Source organism: Algoriphagus halophilus, from assembly GCF_900129785.1.
Lineage (GTDB): Bacteria > Bacteroidota > Bacteroidia > Cytophagales > Cyclobacteriaceae > Algoriphagus > Algoriphagus halophilus.
This window is the reverse complement of the sequence record NZ_FSRC01000002.1, coordinates 47,759-67,687: the sequence shown is the minus strand read 5'-3', so window position 1 is coordinate 67,687 and position 19,929 is coordinate 47,759. Positions and strand designations below refer to the sequence as shown.

Below are 19,929 nucleotides of genomic sequence, written 5' to 3'. Positions count from 1 at the left end.
TTTTGTGGTTACAATTATTTAAACTGATTTTAAAAGTAAGAGTTTATGCCAACTATAAAAAGTTCGTATTTAGGAAATTTGAGAACTAATTCAGAGCATCTTCAATCTGGAACAACCTTAATGACGGACGCTCCCGTTGATAATAATGGGAAAGGGGAGAAGTTTTCTCCTACCGACTTGGTATCTAGTGCCTTAGGAAGTTGTATGGTGACGATTATGGGTATTGTAGCAAACCGGGAAAATGTGGAATTGGATGGGTTAACTTGGGAGGTAACTAAAATTATGAGTGCCTCTCCAAGAAAAATTCAGGAAATAATAATTGATTTTCATTGGGAAAATCCGGTTTCTAACACAGTGATGATCCAAAAGTTGAAAAATGCTGCTCGAACCTGCCCTGTAGCTTTGAGTTTAGATCCTGAGATAAAACAGACCATAAATTTCAATTTCTAAGCAGGCAAAAACTATTTTAGAAATTAAACGACATTAGTATGTGTTACCTTTTTGAATCATTCAAAGGTTGGAAAGCCTACTGTGAAGAAAAAAAAGTTTCTCTACATGATTCAGTGATTGAATACGAAGTAGAGCAGAAAAACGCCGAATCCCAGCAAATCAAATCAGGAATTCTGAAGGCCTATCAGGTAATGAAAGATGCTGTAAAGACTGGTTTGGAGGAAGAGATGACTTCAAGGTCTGGCATGATTAACAATGGTGCAAAGAAAGTCTTTAACCACCCTTTGACAGTTCTTTCTCCGGAATTTCAAAAATTGATTGCTCGGGCCTTGGCTGCGAAGGAAGTAAATTCCTGTATGGGTAGGGTAGTTGCTGCACCTACTGCAGGCGCTTCAGGGATTTTGCCTGGTACCTTGGTGACATTACAAGAGATACATGGTTTAGAAGACGAGCAAATAGTAGAAGGTTTACTTGTAAGCGCAGGAATCGGTTTAATCATTGAGGAAAAGGCAAGCCTTGCCGGAGCTGTTGGTGGATGTCAAGCCGAAACTGGATCTGCAGCTGCAATGGCAGCGGGAGCCATGGTTTATTGTCTAGGAGGAACTACTGATCAGGTTTTTAATGCAGTAGCCATCACGATTCAATGTATGCTTGGACTAGTTTGTGACCCTGTTGCTGGCTTAGTGGAAGTTCCCTGTGTGGTGAGAAATGCAAGTGCGGCTTCAATTGCCTTTAGCTCTACCCAGATTGCCGTTGCAGATGTGAGTTCTGTAATACCCGTAGATGAATGTATTGATGCTATGGGAGAAATAGGAGCCTCTATGGAAAGTAGGTATAAAGAAACAGCTTTAGGAGGTTTAGCTGCCACCCTAACGGGGCAAGAAATATCCAAAAGGGTTTTGATTCAAGACATTGAGATCTTGCCTGATGATGAATTACTCGAGTAATTTATGAAAGAAAGGGATATTTAATAATTGATCAATACTTAAACAAAAAACAGTCGCCCAGAAGAGACTACTTAAAAGCATATTTAGATAAATATGCCTTTTTTTTGCCCCAAACGAAACCATGATCAAGGTGCCTCCAATCGGGGTTAAGACTAAGGGGGTTATGATTGCAATTCCTACCTCTCCATATTTTTTCCAGACCTTTACAAGTGTTCTGTTTTTTTTGGAGAAAATGGGTTTCTTTTTGCTAAAGCGGAGTTTTAAATATTTTTTGAACTTGTTTCCCACCAAAGTGAATAGGAACACACTTGTCATCATTCCTGCCACGGTTACAGAAATGGATTCTATAACTCCATATCCAGCTGCCGATCCGAGCACGGGGCCGGCGATGAACTTGAAAAGACTTAAGAAATAAATTCCTAGAAATGTGATCAGTGAGTCACTCATAATAAGAAATACATATAAGCCCCATAACCAATAAATAGAACGGCTCCTTCGATAAAAGAGATTTTCATTTTAGTTCTAATTAAGGGGAATAAAATCAAGGTAAATCCTATCATCCAAAGGTAATCGGATCTTAAAAAATCTTCAGATACGGCAATAGGTTTAATAATGGCAGTGATGCCTAAAATAGAAAGGATATTCATGATATTGCTTCCTAGTATATTTCCAATTGCCATATCGGTTTTCTTGGACAGGGCAGCCATGATGGAAGTAATCAATTCAGGTAAGCTTGTGCCAATAGCTATAATTGTTACACTGATTACTCTTTCGGAAATACCAAATTCTCTAGAAATTTTGATAGCGTTGTTTACCAATAATTCTGAACCAAAATACAAACCGACAATTCCCCCTAAAAATAAGGTGATAGCCAAAAACCAGCCATAGCCTTTTACCTGTTCAATTTCCTCTTCACCTTCCGTACTGTCCGTCAAGCCTCCTTGGCCACTATTTCTAAATAAATAGATGTTGAATCCAATGAATAAAGAAAACATGACGATCCCTTCCCATAAGCCTATTTCACCATTATAGCTTAAGGCATAGAAAAGTAAAGTGACTAAGACAGTAATGAGGTAATCAAATCTTAGGGTGCTTTTACGAATTAATATTGGATAAAATAACCCGCTGAGTCCTAGTACCATGCCTATGTTGGCAATATTTGAGCCTACTACATTGCCTATAGAGATATCGCCATTCCCTTTCAAAGCTGCATTGACACTGACCAAAAGTTCTGGTGCAGAGGTCCCAAAAGCAACAATGGTAAGACCGATTAACCCAGCACTCATACCAAGCTTAACAGCAATGGCCGCAGCTCCATCTACTAAAATTTTACCGCCATATAATAAAATAACCAGGCCAAGACCCAAAAGAATGTAATCCATCATAGAATTTAAAGTTTCGGTCCAAATGCTAAATCCCCAGCATCACCTAAACCAGGAACGATATAAGATAAATGGTTCAGTTTTTTGTCAAGAACTCCTAGCCAAAAGGAGCATGGGATTTCTTTTAGGTTATTTTGAATGTGCTCGATTCCCTCTGGGGCAGCGAAGGCAGCTGCAATGTGTATTTTTTTTGGTTTCCCATTTGCCAATAATGCATTGATTGTTTTAATAAATGACTTTCCAGTGGCGAGCATAGGGTCTGCTATAATTATTTCCTTACCTTCTAAAGAGGGACTGGCTTGATATCCGAGATTGATTTTTATTTCTCCATTTTCCTGTTCCTCCTCACGAAATGCTCCGATAAAACCACTTTCTGCCTGATCAAAGTAATTTAAAAAACCTTGGTAGAAAGGAAGTGAGGCTCTTAATATCGTAATGATAACCAAGTCAGAGGTGATTTTTTTTGAAGGAGCGATAGCTAAAGGCGTTTTTACTTCAATGTCATTGAATTCTAATTCTTTGGAGATTTCATACGCAAGTATTTCTCCCAACCGTTCCAGATTTTTTCTAAATCGCATTCTATCCTTTTGAGTTTCAATATCACGAAGCTCATTGATGAAATGATTTGCAACTGAAGGCGTATTAGAAAGTATGAACATGTTACGAAGATAAAATAAAACCCGGCTCTTTTGAAACCGGGCTTTATCAAGTTTTAATACTTACTTTATTTCGAAGCTTGCTCTTCTGGCCATTTGCCTTGCATCAGCGGAAGATTTGTCTACGCTAGTATCTTCTCCATATCCTTTGTAAGATAGTCGGCTTGCGTCAATTCCAGCTGAAATAAGAATGTCATAGACGCTTTTTGCTCTTTTTTCAGAAAGTTTGATATTATAATCCTCCGGACCTAATTCATCTGCATATCCTTTCACCTCAAGAGAAATCCCTGGGTTTTTCTTTAAGAAATTTGCTACATAATTCGCTGCGGAAATAGAATAGGCAAGAGGAGTCGAGCTATCAAAAGCAAAATAAACATTTACATATCCATCATTGATTGCTTTCTGAAGGTAATCCACTTGTTCAACTACCTCTTCCACCGGGCATCCATTTGTTGAAGCAGGGCCTGGTAAAAAAGGACATTTATCTAGATGGTCAGGAGTACCGTCTCCATCTGAATCCAAAGTTACTCCGTGAAAATCAACTCGTGCTTCGGCAGGTGTATTAGGCTCTTTATCCAAGTAATCAGGAATTCCGTCTCCATCAGAATCTTTTAACATGTCTTTGATTCCGTTGATTTGAGTGGCAAGTTCCTCTTTTGTTGCATATTTATCTGCCGCAATAAACCAATCTGCGTGCTCCTCTGCAGAACCCAAATAAACATTAAGTCCCAATGTACCAGTCCACCATGTTCCTGGCGCATGAACAAATGGATTTTGAGTTAAATCATCAGGCTGAATTTTGGCGTTATAAGCATTTCCATCAAAGGTGTAGGTTTGTCTCCCATTATAGATCACCGATACATCGCCTGTAAGTGCAATTCGATTACTTAGTTTAAATAGGGGTTTAATACCAGCAATGATATTGTATTGATACTCAGGAACCTGGTTTAAAACCGTCTGGTTAAAACTCATTCTCCCAAATCCAGCTCCTAAGTGCCCCAATAAGCCTATCCTTCTAGAAAAGGCTTCAAAATTCAAAATCCGTCCCCAATTTACCACGCCTTGAACATCAGCTCTCAAATAATTGGTTTTGAATTCAGGACTTTCATTTTTTACCTCATTAAATGAGCCAAAGCCTATATCTCCTTTAAAACCAAATTTTTCATTTATCATATACCGGGCTCCAAAATCAATATGGCCAACATTTAAAGTTGGACTGTAGAATCCAGGCGTAAGCGGAGACATAGGCTTATTGAAACCAAAGTTTGTTTCAAGAGACCATTTGTTAAATTCTGATTGCGAAAACGCAGAAAATCCAAGGCTAAACAGGATGAAAGCCAATAGATATTTTTTCATGAAGGTGTAATTTTTAGGGTGTGCGACAAAAGTAGAAAAAATCATACCATTCTTGATAAATATTTTTGGCAAAAAAAAAGCCCGGATCATCCGGGCTTTTAAATTTTATTTGAATAAAACTTACTTCACTTCGAAGCTTGCTCTTCTTGCCATTTGTCTTGCGTCAGCAGAAGACTTGTCAACGCTAGTATCTTCTCCATAGCCTTTGTAAGAAAGTCTTGAAGCATCGATTCCAGAAGCAATTAGTAAGTCGTAAACAGCTTTAGCTCTTCTTTCAGAAAGCTTCATGTTGTAATCTTCAGGACCTAATTCATCAGCATATCCTTTGATCTCAACACTAACACCTGGATTCTTTTTCATAAAGTTAGCTACATAGTTAGCAGAGCTAGTAGAATATCCTAGTGGTTTAGCGCTATCAAACGCATAATAAACATTTACATAACCATCATTGATAGCTTTCTGCAAGTAATCAACCTCTTCAACTACTTCTTCAACAGGACAACCATTGGTAGATGCTGGACCTGGAAGGAATGGACACTTGTCCATGTGATCAGGAGTGCCATCACCGTCAGAATCCATGGTAGTACCATGAGAATCAACTCTTGCTCCAGCTGGAGTATTTGGTTCTTTATCTAAGTAATCAGGAATGCCATCACCGTCAGAATCTTTCAACATGTCTTTGATTCCGTTGATTTGAGATGCCAATTCTTCTTTAGTAGCATATTTGTCAGCAGCGATATACCAGTCAGCATGTTGCTCAGCAGAACCCAAGTAGAACTGAAGACCTAAAGTACCAGTCCACCATGTTCCGTTAGTTCCATAAAAACCATTGTCAATTGCTGGTCTTAAAGCACCATCACCATCCCAAGTAACAGTCTGACGACCATTAAGGATTGTGCTGATGTCAGCAACTAATGCTACACCATTTCCTAACTTAAACTGAGGAGTAACTCCGAAGATGAAATTATAAACATCGTCAGTGAAATCATTGTAAGTATTTTCATCAGGGTTTACGTTACCAATACCCGCTCCGCCGTGAAATAATAATCCAAAAGATCTAGTGAATGATTCAAAGTTCATTACTCTACCAAGGTTCACTACTCCTTGAAGGTCCAATCTGTAATATTTAGTGTTGAAAGATGGAGATTCATCTTTAACCTCTTTCATAGAACCAAAACCATAATCAAGCTTAAGGCCGAATTTCTCATTAAACATGTAACGAGCTCCGAAATCAACATGACCAAGATTTAGGGTTGGGGAAAGAAACCCTGGAGATAGAGGCGCCATAGGCTTATTAAAGCCGCCATTAACTTCCAATGACCATTTGTCGAATTCCTTCTGAGCATTGGCGCTGAATGCCAAAGCTCCAGCCATAAGTGTTGAGAGTATTAGTTTTTTCATAACAAAAAATTTTTGTTCAAATTTTAAGTGTTTGATTGATGTGATTACAAATTTATAAACTTTTAACTTACTGCAAATCTAGATGAATTATTTAATTCGCAATTCCACTGATCAAATAATTCCTAACATTTTTACAGTCTATTGACAATAACAGCACATATTTAATGCCAGAATGAAAATATTAAATGAATTATTAGAATTGAAAGGTGTTTCTGGAGACGAGTCCGCAACAACCCAATTCTTATACAAATATGTCGAAAAACAAAAGAAAATATGGAATGTTTTGCCAAAAATATTTTTCGGCGAAGATTTTCATGACTGTTTACTTTTGAAATTCGGCAATCCAAGGACTGCTGTTTTTGCCCATATCGATACTATTGGTTTTATGTCAAGATACGATAATCAATTGATTCCGGTTGGGGGTCCTGAAATTATTCCTGGAACTTGGTTAGTGGGTGAAGATAGTTTGGGGGCCATTAGATGTAGACTTCAAGGGGATGAGGAGGGAATTTTCCACGATTTTCCTAGGGGGATTGAACCAGGGACTTGCTTGTCATTTGAGCAGAATATTCGCATTGGTTCTGAATTTATTGAAGGGGCCTATTTAGACAACAGGTTGGGTGTTTATAATGCACTTAAACTATGCGAAACGCTTGAAAATGGGTGGGTTGTATTTTCTACTTATGAAGAACATGGAGGAGGAAGCATGCCCTTTTTACTGAAATTTATCCAAGAAAATTCTCCCATCAAGCAAGCTTTGATATCAGATATAACCTGGGTGACGGAAGGAGTAAAGCATCATGAGGGAGTAGCTATATCTATCCGTGATAAATTTATTCCAAGAAGGAAGTTTTTAGATAAAATAATTTCAATTGCGAAAAAAAGTCAGGTGCAATTTCAACTAGAGGTGGAGAATTATGGCGGAAGCGATGGAAGAGAGATACAAAACTCTCCTTACGCAATTGATTGGTGTTTTATAGGCGCGCCAGAAGATCACGTTCATTCACCAAATGAAAAAGTGTCATTGGCGGATTTGAATTCGATGATAGAATTATATAAAATTTTAATGGAGAAACTTTAAATCAAGAGCGATGGCTATAAAAATAAAAGACAAAGCATTTGTTCCTTTTATTAATGAGAATCAATTAAAGCAAAAGATTTCCCAAGTTGGGGCTCAGATCACGCAGGATTATTTAGGAAAGGACGTGGTTTTGTTAGGAGTGCTGAATGGATCTTTTATGTTTATGGCAGATCTCTGTCGTAGCATAGATCTTTCTGTTTCCTGCACTTTTGTTAAAATTAGTTCCTATCAGGGAACGAAAAGTTCAGAAAAAGTAACCGCTCTTTTAGGTATTCAAGAAAATTTAGAAAATAAAAATGTCATTATCGTCGAGGATATAATTGACACTGGAATCAGCATGGATCACATGTTAAAGCAGATTTATGACTTCAAACCAGCAAGTGTTTCTTTGGTAGCTTTGCTGTTTAAACCAGAAGCTTTTCGGTTTAATTATCAGATTGATTATGTCTGTTTTGAAATTCCCAATAAATTTGTCGTCGGCTATGGCCTTGATTATGATGGTTTAGGTAGAAATTTAAAAGAAATCTATCAACTTGATACTCCTTAATTAATAAGATCAGGAATGTATAATATCGTTTTATTTGGCCCTCCAGGTGCGGGCAAAGGCACTCAAAGTGAAAAATTAATCCAAAAATATGGACTTACCCATCTTTCAACAGGAGACTTGTTCCGAAAACACTTAGGTGAGGGGACAGAGTTAGGCCTTCTTGCAAAGAAATATATGAATGAAGGACATTTGGTTCCAGATGAGGTGGTTATTAAGATGGTAGAAGAAAAAATCAGTGAGACCCAAGATTCCCAGGGTTTTATTTTTGATGGATTTCCTAGAACTACCGCTCAAGCTGAGGCTTTGGATAAAATGCTTGCCAAGCATGAGCTGGAAATCTCAGGAATGATCGCTTTGGATGTGCCTCAGGATATTCTCAGAGAGAGAATTAAAGAAAGAGGAAAGACTTCCAATAGAGCAGATGATCAAGATGACGAAAAGATTACTACGAGGATTCAAGTATATATGAATGAAACTCTTCCAGTAGCATCTTATTATGAAAAGCAGGGAAAGTTTCAGAAAATCAATGGAGTAGGAGAGATAAGTGAAATCTTCAATCAAATCACTTCCGTGATTGATAGCTACTGATTGGCTTAATTTTCCTAATTTTGCAATCCACATTTGGCTAAGCTTCAATGCTTAGCCTTTTTATTTTAAACAATGGCAGATTCAAATTTCATAGACTACGTAAAGTTTTGTTCCCGATCAGGTGCTGGAGGGGCAGGTTCACTTCATTTCCGTAGGGAGAAGCATGTGCCAAAAGGTGGTCCTGATGGAGGTGATGGAGGAAGAGGTGGGCATATTATCCTTAGGGGGAATTCCCAGCATTGGACTTTGCTTCACTTGAAATATAAAAAACATGTGATTGCCGAATCAGGTAAAGCAGGCGAAGGAGGTAGAAGGTCAGGAGCTGATGGAAAAGATATGATTCTCGATGTTCCTTTGGGCACAGTTGCCAAAGATGCTGAAACAGGGGAAAAAAGATTTGAAATTACCGAGGATGGTCAAGAAGTGATTTTGACGAGAGGAGGAAGAGGAGGATTAGGGAATGATCACTTTAAGAGTTCTACCAATCAAGCGCCTCATTATGCCCAACCAGGTGAAGAAGGGATTGAGGAGTGGATAATATTGGAACTTAAACTGCTCGCCGATGTTGGTTTGGTAGGTTTTCCAAATGCAGGAAAAAGTACATTACTGTCATCTATTTCTGCAGCAAAGCCAGAAATTGGGGATTACCCTTTTACTACACTTGTTCCGAATTTAGGAGTTGTAGGTTATAGGGATGATAAATCCTTTGTGATGGCCGATATCCCCGGGATCATTGAAGGAGCGGCTGAAGGAAGAGGGCTAGGTATCCGGTTTTTGAGACATATTGAGCGAAATTCCATTTTACTCTTTATGGTTCCTGCAGATGCTCCAAGCATTAAAGAACAGTATTCCATTTTATTGAATGAACTGGAAAAGTACAATCCTGAGCTCTTGGACAAACAGCGGTTACTGGCAGTTTCCAAAGTAGATATGCTAGATGAGGAGTTAATGAAAGAAATGGAGGAAGATTTGCCTGAAGGAATTCCCTCTGTTTTTATTTCTTCTGTCAGTCAATACAACTTAGATAAGCTAAAAGACATGATTTGGCAGGCCATCCATAAGGATTAAAATGTCAGATTGTCAGTTTGAATAGGATGGCAATAATATTGTTAAATGGCAGGTATCAACTATTGCGAATTTTAAAATGAAAAATAAAGAACACGAAGATAAAGAAATGGACCAGGCAGAGGAGCAATTAGTAAAAGAGTCTCCTGAGGAGCAAGTAAGTTCAGAGAACTTGGGAAAGGAAGAGGTCGTTTCCGTTGAAGATAAATTAACTGCAGAAGTTGCTGAATTGAAAGATAAATATTTAAGGTTATATTCTGATTTTGAAAATTTTAGAAAAAGGACTTCAAAAGAGCGATTGGATTTAATTACGACGGCATCTGAGGAGGTGCTTAGAGATTTGATTCCTGTGGTGGATGATTTTGAAAGATCCTTGAAAGTTTCAGGAAATCATGAAGAGAATTCCAAGGAAAACGAAGGCAACTTCTTGATCTATCAAAAATTGATGAGAATTTTGGAAAGCAAAGGGTTAAAGCCAATGGAAGATTTGGTTGGTAAGCCTTTTGATGCAGATACCCAAGAAGCAATAACCCAGATACCAGCACCTACCGAAGATTTAAGCGGTAAAGTAATTGATGTAGTTGAAAAAGGATATACACTTGGCGATAAAGTCGTAAGATTTGCCAAAGTGGTAACTGGAGCATAAAGAAAATATGGCAAAAAGAGATTATTACGAGGTATTAGGAGTGTCTAAGTCTGCATCTTCCGATGAGATTAAAAAGGCATATCGAAAACTTGCAATTAAATATCACCCCGATAAAAATCCGGACAATCCAGAAGCGGAAGAAAAGTTCAAAGAAGCTGCTGAGGCCTATGAAGTTTTGAGTAACCAGGATAAACGTCAGCGATATGATCAATTTGGTCATCAAGGTGTTTCCGGTAATGGCGGCTACGGTGGAGGTATGAATATGGATGATATATTCTCTCAATTCGGCGATATTTTCGGAGGAGGAGGTTTCGGGTCCTTCTTTGGTGGAGCAGGAGGTGGCGGAGGTCGCAGAACCAAAAAGGGTACTAACCTTCGCGTTAAGTTAAAATTGAATCTTGCTGAGGTAGCAAACGGTGTCGAGAAAAAAATTAAAGTTAAAAGACATGTCGTAGCCCCTGGAGTTACTTTTAAAAATTGTTCGACCTGTCAAGGTACAGGACAAATCAAAAAAGTAGTCAATACCATGTTGGGCCAGATGGTTTCAGCAAGCAATTGTAATGTCTGCGGTGGAAGTGGACAGATCGTTGATAAGAAGCCAGCTGATGCTGATGCAAGAGGCTTGATTGTTAAGGAAGAAGTTATTTCTATCAACATTCCAGGTGGTGTTGCTGAAGGGATGCAGCTTAGCATGTCTGGAAAAGGAAATGAGACTCCAGGAGGAATCGCTGGAGATTTATTGATCGTTATTGAAGAGATTGAAGACCAAGTTCTTCAAAGAGATGGCAATAATGTTATTTTCGACTTATATGTTTCCTTTATCGATGCGGCATTAGGCGCTTCTATAGAAGTTCCTACCATAGACGGTAAAGTGAAAATCAAAATAGAACCTGGAACCCAGAGCGGAAAAATGCTTCGTTTGAAAGGAAAAGGTATCAAAGATATCAATGGTTATAGTAAAGGTGATCAATTGATCATGGTCAATGTTTGGACTCCGACCCAGTTATCCAAAGAAGAAAAGCAATCTTTGGAAGATCTTAGATTTTCGGAGAACTTCAGACCCGACCCAGGAAAATCAGACAAAACTTTTTTCGATAAAATGAAAGAGTTTTTCTAAAAATTCAAATAGCCAGAAGCAATTCTGGCTTTTTTTATATTTTTAAAGAACCTTTTTAAAGTCGCCTCGTAACCTATCCGTATGCTTAGAAAATTGTGTCTGCTGTTTCTGGGAATCATTGGAAGTGTAGGTGTGAGTTGGGCACAGCTAGTTAAAGAATTCAAGATTAGCGAGAAAAAGGGCTATGATATGGTCCATTTGAACTTTTCCTCTTACAAAAGTACCACTCTTGTCAAGCGGGTAAGGTCCATGGAGCCTCTATATATCCATGGTCATCTTGAACAGACGAATATCCTTCCAGTGTTTTCTTACGAAATCAAGAATAATATTCTTGAATCTTCTTTAATCCATAAAAATGTGGAGGCGGATAACCTCGGAAAAAGTATTACTTCCAAATTATTTTCAGGAAATAGTTCAGATTTTGATCATACATGGGATTTAGGATTGGCATCCAACTTCCTATACAATTTGGAATTTAATCTCGGAATGGGCAAAACTGAAATTGACCTAGCCCAACTCCCAGTAAGTAAACTGAAAGTGCATAGTGCCAGTGCAGATGTTTTGATTCATTATGGATCCAAGGATCCTAACCAGGTTCAGATGGACACCTTATTGGTGACTTTGAATATGGGTACTATTGAATTGGATGATGTAAATTTTTCGAATGCCTCCAAAATGATTTTTGAAGTGAATTATGGTTCACTCGATTTAAACTTTTCCGATGCAATGCCTAATAAGTGTCAGGTAATTGCTGCTGTTGGAGCAGGTTCTCTAAGATTAAATTTACCAGACGATTCTTATCCGATCAAAATCCGGATGAAAACAACCGCAATGTGCAGAACCACTCTTCCAAAATATCTTAAATCTATCGATAAACACACCTATATTACCAAAGGCTTTAAGGAGTCAGATCCAAGATTGCTTGAACTTATTCTTGATGTTGCAGTTGGGTCTTTAACGATAGAATAGAAAAGTATTTTTGGCTATATGCTTCAAATAAAGAACCTCAATAAATCTTACGGTACCAATGTTGCCCTTAGGGATATAGACCTGTCTGTTTCCAAAGGCGTGATTTTTGGCCTCTTGGGACCAAATGGAGCTGGGAAAACCACCTTGATTAGAATCATCAACCAAATCATTGAAGGAGATTCTGGAGAGATTTGGATCGGTGGAGAGTTATTAAATCCTTCCCATGTTGCCAAAATTGGTTATTTACCAGAGGAAAGGGGGCTTTATAAAAAAATGAAGGTTTGGGATCAGCTGATGTATTTTGCCAGATTGAAGGCACTGAGTCATTCCCAAGCCAAAGACAGAATAAATTATTGGTTAGAGAAACTGGATATTGGTAGTTGGAGAGAGAAAAAAATTGAAGACCTTTCAAAAGGCATGGCCCAAAAAGTCCAATTCATTTCTACCATCATACATGAGCCACCTTTGTTGATCTTAGATGAACCATTTTCCGGCTTCGATCCTGTGAATGCAGAATTGATTAAAAATGAAATTTTGGAACTAAAGGAAAAAGGCACTACGGTTATTTTGAGTACTCATCGAATGGAATCCGTAGAATTGCTTTGTGATCAAGTGGCCATGATCAATCGTTCCAGAAAGATTTTAGATGGAACCATACGCGAAGTCAAAAAAAGTTTCAGACCTGAAGTATATAGTATTTCCTTAGCTGATTTGAAAGACCTACTTCCACATGAATGGATTATCAAGGAAGAAGATGGGATTTATAACTTCACCCTTCCCCTTAGTGGGAAAACTCCGAATGAACTATTAAGCGAGCTGATGCAATATGGAGAGGTTAGACAATTTCAAGAAGTCGTTCCAAGTATGGAGGAGATTTTTATTCATCAAGTAAAGGCAACCCAAAATGGATAAAATCTGGTTGGTCATCCAACGTGAATATTTAGCAAGGGTCAAGAAAAAATCATTTTTGCTTGCCACTTTGATTACCCCCTTAATCTTTCCAGCAATTATGGGAATATTTGTCTGGATTTCTTTGGGGGAAGAGGATTCTCAATCATTGAGAATTATCGAGGTAGTGGATGAGAATAAGATGTTTTTCCTGGAAAGTTCTGAGCAGTACGCATTTTCATTTTCAGACATTGACAGGGAAGAAGCTAAACAATTGGTTCAAGAGGGTGATCGATATGGTTTTTTATATATTCCCAAGTTTGATTTGAAAGATCCGGAAGGGATTGTCTTTTACGGAGAAGACAATCCTAGCATGAGTTTGATTTCCTATTTAGAAAATAACCTGAGAAAGAAAATAGAGGAACAAAGACTTTTTGAAAGTGGTATTGATCCTAAGGTGATTAATGAAGTACGAACCAAAGTAGGAATACGATCTATTACATTAAACGAGCAAGGTGAAGAAACTATCAATGATGCGACCGTCAATTATGCACTTGGCTTTCTCACAGGCATCCTTATTTATATTTTCATTTTTGTGTATGGTAATCAAATCATGCAGGGAGTGATAGAAGAAAAGTCCAGTCGAATCGTAGAAATTTTGGTTTCTTCCTTAAAACCATTTCAACTGATGCTTGGTAAAATCGTTGGGATTGGTGCAGTAGGTTTGACTCAATTTTTAATTTGGGTAGTATTAATCGGAACCCTATCTACGATAGTCATGGGGTATTTGGGAATGCAAATGCCTCAGCAAGCAGCTTTGGAAATGGCTAATCCAGAACTCGCATCCACAATGACTCCAAGTAGCGACGTGGCTGAGATTATGCAAGTGCTTTCAGGGATTGACTTTTTAGGGTTAGTATTAAGTTTTCTATTTTATTTTCTGGGTGGTTACCTATTATATGGTGCGTTGTTTGCCGCCATTGGTTCTGCCGTGGAAGCACCCTCAGAAGCCCAGCAGTTTATGTTCCCGGTGACCATTCCATTGATTGCTGCTTATATGGGATTATTTGTGTTTGTCTTGAATGATCCAGATAGTTCAGCTTCCTTTTGGTTGTCTGTGATACCTTTAACCTCCCCAATCGCCATGATGGGAAGAGTGAGTTATGGGGTGCCTTGGACAGATTTAGCGCTCTCAATGGGATTACTGATAGGAGGGTTTTTATTTACAACCTGGATGGCAGGAAAAATTTATAGAATTGGAATTTTGATGCATGGTACAAAACCTTCTTATAAATTGCTGTGGAAATGGATTAGAACTAGCCAATAAAAAAATTAAACAAAAACACCTGGCATTTACCCGGTGTTTTCGTTTTTTATCTTAAGTAAGCTGAAAGCATCCAGATTACCTTTTCTTTGGAGGTAATGTAATCACTCATCAAAGAAGAAGTTCCCTCATCGTTGGAGCTAGTTGAAGCTTCTAGGGTTTCTCTTTCAATTTGAAGCAAGGTTTGAAGATTGCCTTTGACAGTTTCTACCATCACGGTAGGATCCTTTACCTCTTTTGCTTCTTTGATTTTTGAAGTCTCAATATATTCCTCAAAAGAAGACAAAGGTCGCGCTCCAAGCGTAAGAATTCTTTCAGCTACTTCATCAATACTTGTATTAGCCTCGTTATATAATTCTTCGAATTTCGCATGAAGTTCGAAGAAGTTTGGTCCTGAAACATTCCAGTGGAAATTTCTTAGATTTTGATAATAGACCTGATAGTTTGCTAATAATTCATTTAGCTTTTCTATCAAGATTTGACTTTCTTTTACCTCTAATCCGATTTCGTTCGTTTTCATATTTATTACTTTGTTTTTCTCTGATTTATTAAAGTATAAATTTACGATCGGGCTAAAGGAAAAGCCAACTGATAATTTCTATAGGGAAGTTATACGATCTATCGAATTCTTCAGTTTGTACCTTTAAGTACTTATTTGCATTCATGAAAAATCGTTTTCAAGATCTTACCACACTAGACCTCTATAAAAACAGGAAACAAGTCAAATGGCTGGTAATTGCTGTTTCAATCATCATTGGTGGAGGTTCTATTTTTTATACCAATGTACTGGTAGAGGAGTTGAGAGAACGTGAAAGAAGGCAAATAGAATTACTGTCTTCTGCTCTTGAATATGCCGCGACAAATGTTGAAAACCTGACCTTTATCAATCAGGAAATCATTCAACAAAATTATTCCATTCCCATTATTATGGTGGATGCCGCCGGTGAACCTATAGAGTTTAGAAATATCCCATTTAAAGCCAAAGCTACAAGTACCGATTCTGTCAAAACTTTGGAGATGGAATTGGTAGAAATGCAAGCGGAATACGAACCTATTTTGCTTCAGGAAGCGGACATTCTCGTCTATTATAGAAACTCAGAGCTCCTGACTAATTTAAAATATTACCCCTATGTACAGTTAGCGGTCATTTTGCTTTTTGGGGTGCTGGCCTATACCCTGTTCAACCAAAGTAAGATTTCTGAGCAAAACCGGGTTTGGGCTGGATTGACCAAAGAAACTGCCCATCAGCTAGGAACTCCAATCGCCTCTTTAATGGCTTGGATCGATTATTTGCGGAACTCACCAGTTTGGGAGGAGAATAAGGAAATCATCACGGAGATGGATAAAGATGTGGTGAAGTTGAGGATGGTGACCGAGCGGTTTAGTAGTATTGGTAGTAAACCTGTGATTCAACCAGGCAACTTATACTATAGTCTTGAGGAAACGGTTAATTATTTAAGGCCAAGGATTTCCACAAAAGTTGATCTGACCATCAATTCCGATACCAGAGATTTGGAAGCAATGATGAATAAGCCCCTATTTGAATGGGTGGTGGAAAATATCTGTAAAAATGCAGTTGATGCCATGAAAGGGAAAGGCTCCATCACCATCGATGTGATTCAGGATTCCGAGAAGTTTGTGATTATTGACATCACCGATACCGGAAAAGGCATGGATAAAAAAATGTACAAAAAGGTTTTCAACCCAGGTTTTTCTACACGACAAAGAGGGTGGGGCTTAGGTTTGACCTTGGCCAAAAGAATTATTGAAGGCTACCATGGGGGTAAGATTTTTGTTAAACACTCAGAGGTGGGGGTTGGAACTACCTTTAGAATCGTGCTTCATTGTAGTGCTGAAGGAGCATCCCAATTTATCACTGAAGGAATTCTTGAGTATTGACGAATTACGATGTTTGAAGTACGGTTTACGAGCCCTATGAAAACTTTGGTTATTTTGGATAAGTAACTTTTTAATGATGAATTTTGAAAAAAGCATAAATCCCAATTAAAGCTTCATTTTTCATAAAGCTCACTATTGTAGAACGATGTTGCCGCTATCAATAATCTCGCATATCGTATTTCGTAAATCTTACTTCCATGAATTCTACTTTCGAACTTCTGTCTAATTTTTAGTGGTTTTTACCTACCTTTGCCCCCTAATTTGATATCTCCCATGAGTTTGACTGACGAAATAAAGAAGCGCAGAACCTTTGCCATTATTGCTCACCCGGATGCGGGGAAGACAACATTGACCGAGAAACTGTTATTATTTGGAGGAGCAATCCAAACAGCTGGGGCAGTAAAATCCAATAAAATCGATACTGCTACCAAATCTGACTGGATGGCGATAGAAAAGCAAAGAGGTATCTCTGTGGCTACTTCCGTCATGGGTTTTGAGTACAAAGACATCAAAATAAATTTGCTCGATACCCCGGGGCACCAGGATTTTGCCGAAGATACTTACAGAACTTTGACTGCTGTCGACTCGGTAATCATGGTCATTGACTGTGTGAAAGGAGTGGAGATGCAGACAGAGAAGTTGATGGAGGTCTGTCGAATGAGAAATACTCCTGTGATTTGTTTTATCAATAAACTCGATAGAGAAGGACGTGATCCCTATGAGTTGATAGAAGAAGTGGAGCAAAAGCTGAATATTCAGTGCCATCCGCTTTCCTGGCCTATTGGGATGGGAAAAAGCTTTAAGGGAGTGTACAACCTATTCGATCATAAATTGAATTTGTTTACCCCTTCTCAGCGAAAATTGAGTGATGTGCGTCAGGTTTTTGAGGATGTTCAGGATCCTGAATTGGATGAATTGATTGGGAAAAATTTCGCGAATCAGCTTCGCGATGATGTGGAATTAATCGAAGGGGTTTATCCTGAGTTCAACACCCAAGAATATTTGGAAGGGAAAGTTGCTCCGGTATTTTTTGGTTCCGCAGTAAATAATTTCGGGATTAACGAGATGCTGGATACGTTTATCAAAATTGCTCCAGCGCCTAAAAGCCGAAGAACAGAAGACCGGGAAGTGCTCCCTGATGAGAAGAAATTCTCTGGTTTTGTATTTAAGATCCACGCCAACATGGATCCAAATCACCGAAACAGAATCGCTTTTTTAAGAATCTGTTCAGGAAAATTTGAAAGAAATAAGCCTTATAACCACGTTCGAGGTCCTAAGCCATTAAGATTTTCCAATGTGACTCAGTTTATGGCTCAGGATAAAGAGATGATCGACGAGGCATTTCCAGGTGATATTGTGGGATTGTACGATACGGGAAATTTGAAAATCGGGGATACCTTGACAGATGGGGAAAACATGCAGTTTGTGGGGATCCCAAGCTTCTCTCCTGAGATCTTCCGAGAGGTGGTGAATAAGGATGCCATGAAAACCAAGCAATTGGAGAAAGGGCTTCAGCAATTGATGGAAGAAGGAGTAGCTCAGCTATTTACCTTTGATATGGGGTCCAGAAAAGTTGTTGGCACGGTCGGTCAACTTCAATTTGAGGTAATTCAGTTTCGTTTAAAAAACGAATATAATGCCACGGTGGAGTTTCACCCGATGAACCTCTACAAAGCCTGCTGGATCACTAGCAAGGACAAAAAGCAGTTGGAAGAATTCGTGCGTTCAAAAAACCGACATATCGCCCATGACAAAGATGGAAAGCTGGTTTTTATGGCCGAATCAAAAGCCTGGCTTCAAATGGTTCAGGACAATTACCCGGAGATAGAGTTTCATTTTACTTCGGATATTTAAAATTAAACCCTTCGGATTTTCGAAATCTTGAGGGTTTTTATTTTAAACAAACACCTCAGTAAACTCAAACCTTTGCCCATTAAACAGCCCCTTATCGCTTAGCTTCAAATCAGGAATAACGAGTAAAGCCATAAAGCTTAAAGTCATAAAAGGAGAGTTTAGGGTTGAGCCCATTTCTTTGGCAAGTCGATCGATTCGTGTGTAGGCACCCGCTACTTCATAGCCATCCGAGGCTGACATAATTCCCCCGACAGGAAGTGGAAGGATTTCTTCTTTATCTCCAGATATAGCTGAAACTCCTCCTTTGGCTTCGATTATTAGGTTTACTGCTTTACAAATGGATGCATCATCGATTCCTACTGCAATGATATTATGTGAATCATGTCCGACAGAAGAAGCGATAGCTCCTTTTTTTAAGCCAAAGTTCTTGATAAAAGCTAAAGCTGGCGGTGCATCTTCATAGCGGTTTACCACAGTGATTTTTAGAATATCATTTGAAGGATTTGATTCGGCAAATCCATTTTTAATCAGGATTTCACCGGAAATTTCTGGTGTGATCAATTGCCCATCCAAGGCTTCGATGACTCGCACTTTGGAACTATTGGCTTGGATCCGAAAGGCTTCTGGTTTCTTGATTGAAGTATGAAAGTTGTTGATGCTCTCATTCTTGATTGGGTTGATCAGCGTCTTTCCAGCTTCCGCTACTTTTTCTCCATTAATATAAGTGTTGATGACTTTGAACTCTTTCAGATCCTTGACCAAGATAAAATCTGCAGGATCGCCTTCTCTCAATTGCCCAACTTTTAAAGAATAATGTTCAATTGGCGTCATACAAGCTGCTTTCAATACATCGAAAACATTTTTACCTTTTGCGACAGCACGGGCAGCCAATTCATTGATATGGGAAATTGCCAGATTGTCTGGGTGTTTGTCATCCGAACAAAACATGATCCTATCTGGATACACATCTATCAGGTCGATCAAGGCTTCAAAATTTTTGGCCGCAGAGCCTTCCCGAATGGCGATTTTCATTCCCAGCTTTAATTTTCCAAGAGCCTCTTCAGCTGTAAAGCATTCATGATCTGTACTTGGGCCTGCCGAAACATACTTTTCTGCCAATTCTCCTTTCAATCCCGGGGCATGTCCATCGATGGGTTTATCGTATTTCTTCGAAATCCGAATTTTCTCCATCACTAATTCGTCTCGGTTTACCGTGCCTGGCCAGTTCATCATTTCTGCTAAGTAGTGGATTTCAGGTCTGCACATCAGAGTTTCTATGTCTCGGGCATTGATTTCCCCTCCGGCAGTTTCAAATGGGGTAGCGGGAACGCAGGAGGGGGCTCCAAAGTAAAATTTGAAAGGTACTTGTTTGCCATTATCAATCATGTACTCCACGCCTTGCATTCCACATACATTGGCTATTTCATGTGGATCAGAGACAGTAGCCACTGTTCCATGGACTACTGCTAATCGTGCAAATTCGGAAGGAACCAGCATGGAACTCTCCACATGCACATGAGCATCTATAAATCCGGGCATTAAAAAGGGAAGGCTAGGATCTGGATCAATTGGGGTAATTTGATGGATTTTGCCTTCTTGAACTTCCAACGAAACGGTATAAATGTCCTTTTTGGGAATGTCAACAAGCTGACCTTTAATAATCATGATGTAATCAATTAAAAATAGGACAAGGAACTCAGGAATTCATGAGGTCTTTGCTCTGTTGGGGATTGGTTTAGATTAAAACTACTATATTTGT

20 protein-coding genes are annotated in these 19,929 nt (G+C 38.7%); 13 read left to right on the top strand and 7 right to left on the bottom strand.

Features of this window, described 5'->3' with window-relative positions; genetic code table 11:
• Window positions 1–45 precede the first annotated feature (45 nt).
• Window positions 46–450, top strand: coding sequence for an OsmC family protein (locus BUR11_RS12235; protein ID WP_074225290.1), 405 nt, complete (start codon window positions 46–48; stop codon window positions 448–450).
• Between the two features lie 38 nt (window positions 451–488).
• Complete coding sequence (gene sdaAA, locus BUR11_RS12230) at window positions 489–1,397, top strand: L-serine ammonia-lyase, iron-sulfur-dependent, subunit alpha (protein ID WP_074225289.1); 909 nt, start codon at window positions 489–491, stop codon at window positions 1,395–1,397.
• Here sdaAA and BUR11_RS12225 read toward each other — a convergent pair.
• From BUR11_RS12225 to BUR11_RS12205, 5 genes are all read right to left on the bottom strand, one after another.
• Window positions 1,386–1,844, bottom strand: a complete 459-nt coding sequence (locus BUR11_RS12225) for a hypothetical protein (RefSeq protein ID WP_074225288.1) — start codon at window positions 1,842–1,844, stop codon at window positions 1,386–1,388. The two genes, sdaAA and BUR11_RS12225, sit on opposite strands and share 12 nt — an antisense overlap.
• Window positions 1,841–2,779 (bottom strand): calcium/sodium antiporter, encoded by a 939-nt coding sequence (locus tag BUR11_RS12220; protein ID WP_074226111.1) that lies wholly within the window; start codon window positions 2,777–2,779, stop codon window positions 1,841–1,843. Before BUR11_RS12220 ends, BUR11_RS12225 begins: the two co-directional genes overlap by 4 nt.
• Window positions 2,780–2,787: 8 nt before the next feature.
• On the bottom strand, window positions 2,788–3,438 hold the full coding sequence (gene upp, locus BUR11_RS12215) for a uracil phosphoribosyltransferase (protein WP_074225287.1): 651 nt from the start codon (window positions 3,436–3,438) through the stop codon (window positions 2,788–2,790).
• A 60-nt stretch (window positions 3,439–3,498) separates the two neighbouring features.
• On the bottom strand, window positions 3,499–4,791 hold the full coding sequence (locus BUR11_RS12210) for an OmpA family protein (RefSeq protein ID WP_074226110.1): 1,293 nt from the start codon (window positions 4,789–4,791) through the stop codon (window positions 3,499–3,501).
• Between the two features lie 120 nt (window positions 4,792–4,911).
• Complete coding sequence (locus tag BUR11_RS12205; protein ID WP_074225286.1) at window positions 4,912–6,192, bottom strand: OmpA family protein; 1,281 nt, start codon at window positions 6,190–6,192, stop codon at window positions 4,912–4,914.
• Between the two features lie 172 nt (window positions 6,193–6,364).
• Here BUR11_RS12205 and BUR11_RS12200 point away from each other — a divergent pair, with 172 nt between their 5' ends.
• The 9 genes from BUR11_RS12200 to BUR11_RS12160 all read left to right on the top strand — a co-directional run bounded on the left by BUR11_RS12200 (window position 6,365) and on the right by BUR11_RS12160 (window position 14,420).
• A complete protein-coding gene (locus BUR11_RS12200; protein ID WP_074225285.1) occupies window positions 6,365–7,273 on the top strand; it encodes a M20/M25/M40 family metallo-hydrolase in 909 nt (302 codons plus the stop codon).
• Between the two features lie 10 nt (window positions 7,274–7,283).
• A complete protein-coding gene (hpt, locus tag BUR11_RS12195) occupies window positions 7,284–7,820 on the top strand; it encodes a hypoxanthine phosphoribosyltransferase (RefSeq protein ID WP_074225284.1) in 537 nt (178 codons plus the stop codon).
• A gap of 15 nt (window positions 7,821–7,835) precedes the next feature.
• Window positions 7,836–8,408: an adenylate kinase gene (locus BUR11_RS12190; RefSeq protein WP_074225283.1), complete on the top strand. Its 573-nt coding sequence runs from the start codon at window positions 7,836–7,838 to the stop codon at window positions 8,406–8,408.
• A 72-nt stretch (window positions 8,409–8,480) separates the two neighbouring features.
• Window positions 8,481–9,476, top strand: a complete 996-nt coding sequence (gene obgE / locus BUR11_RS12185; RefSeq protein ID WP_074225282.1) for a GTPase ObgE — start codon at window positions 8,481–8,483, stop codon at window positions 9,474–9,476.
• A gap of 76 nt (window positions 9,477–9,552) precedes the next feature.
• Window positions 9,553–10,119 (top strand): nucleotide exchange factor GrpE, encoded by a 567-nt coding sequence (locus tag BUR11_RS12180; RefSeq protein WP_074225281.1) that lies wholly within the window; start codon window positions 9,553–9,555, stop codon window positions 10,117–10,119.
• 7 nt (window positions 10,120–10,126) lie between these two features.
• Window positions 10,127–11,236 carry a molecular chaperone DnaJ gene (gene dnaJ / locus BUR11_RS12175; RefSeq protein ID WP_074225280.1) on the top strand — a complete coding sequence of 370 codons (1,110 nt, stop codon included), beginning with the start codon at window positions 10,127–10,129 and terminating at the stop codon, window positions 11,234–11,236.
• Window positions 11,237–11,317: 81 nt separating this feature from the next.
• Window positions 11,318–12,205, top strand: coding sequence for a hypothetical protein (locus tag BUR11_RS12170; RefSeq protein WP_074225279.1), 888 nt, complete (start codon window positions 11,318–11,320; stop codon window positions 12,203–12,205).
• 18 nt (window positions 12,206–12,223) lie between these two features.
• A complete protein-coding gene (locus tag BUR11_RS12165; protein WP_074225278.1) occupies window positions 12,224–13,117 on the top strand; it encodes an ABC transporter ATP-binding protein in 894 nt (297 codons plus the stop codon).
• On the top strand, window positions 13,110–14,420 hold the full coding sequence (locus tag BUR11_RS12160) for an ABC transporter permease (protein WP_074225277.1): 1,311 nt from the start codon (window positions 13,110–13,112) through the stop codon (window positions 14,418–14,420). Before BUR11_RS12165 ends, BUR11_RS12160 begins: the two co-directional genes overlap by 8 nt.
• A gap of 46 nt (window positions 14,421–14,466) precedes the next feature.
• Here the strand turns inward: BUR11_RS12160 and BUR11_RS12155 are convergent, their stop codons facing one another.
• Window positions 14,467–14,937: a Dps family protein gene (locus BUR11_RS12155; protein WP_074225276.1), complete on the bottom strand. Its 471-nt coding sequence runs from the start codon at window positions 14,935–14,937 to the stop codon at window positions 14,467–14,469.
• Between the two features lie 143 nt (window positions 14,938–15,080).
• On the opposite strand from BUR11_RS12155, the gene BUR11_RS12150 reads away from it, so the two are divergent.
• On the top strand, window positions 15,081–16,316 hold the full coding sequence (locus BUR11_RS12150) for a sensor histidine kinase (protein ID WP_074225275.1): 1,236 nt from the start codon (window positions 15,081–15,083) through the stop codon (window positions 16,314–16,316).
• A 273-nt stretch (window positions 16,317–16,589) separates the two neighbouring features.
• Window positions 16,590–18,170, top strand: a complete 1,581-nt coding sequence (locus BUR11_RS12145) for a peptide chain release factor 3 (RefSeq protein ID WP_074225274.1) — start codon at window positions 16,590–16,592, stop codon at window positions 18,168–18,170.
• A gap of 42 nt (window positions 18,171–18,212) precedes the next feature.
• On the opposite strand, the gene ade is transcribed toward BUR11_RS12145, so the two are convergent.
• Window positions 18,213–19,835: an adenine deaminase gene (ade, locus tag BUR11_RS12140; protein ID WP_074225273.1), complete on the bottom strand. Its 1,623-nt coding sequence runs from the start codon at window positions 19,833–19,835 to the stop codon at window positions 18,213–18,215.
• Window positions 19,836–19,929 lie beyond the last annotated feature (94 nt).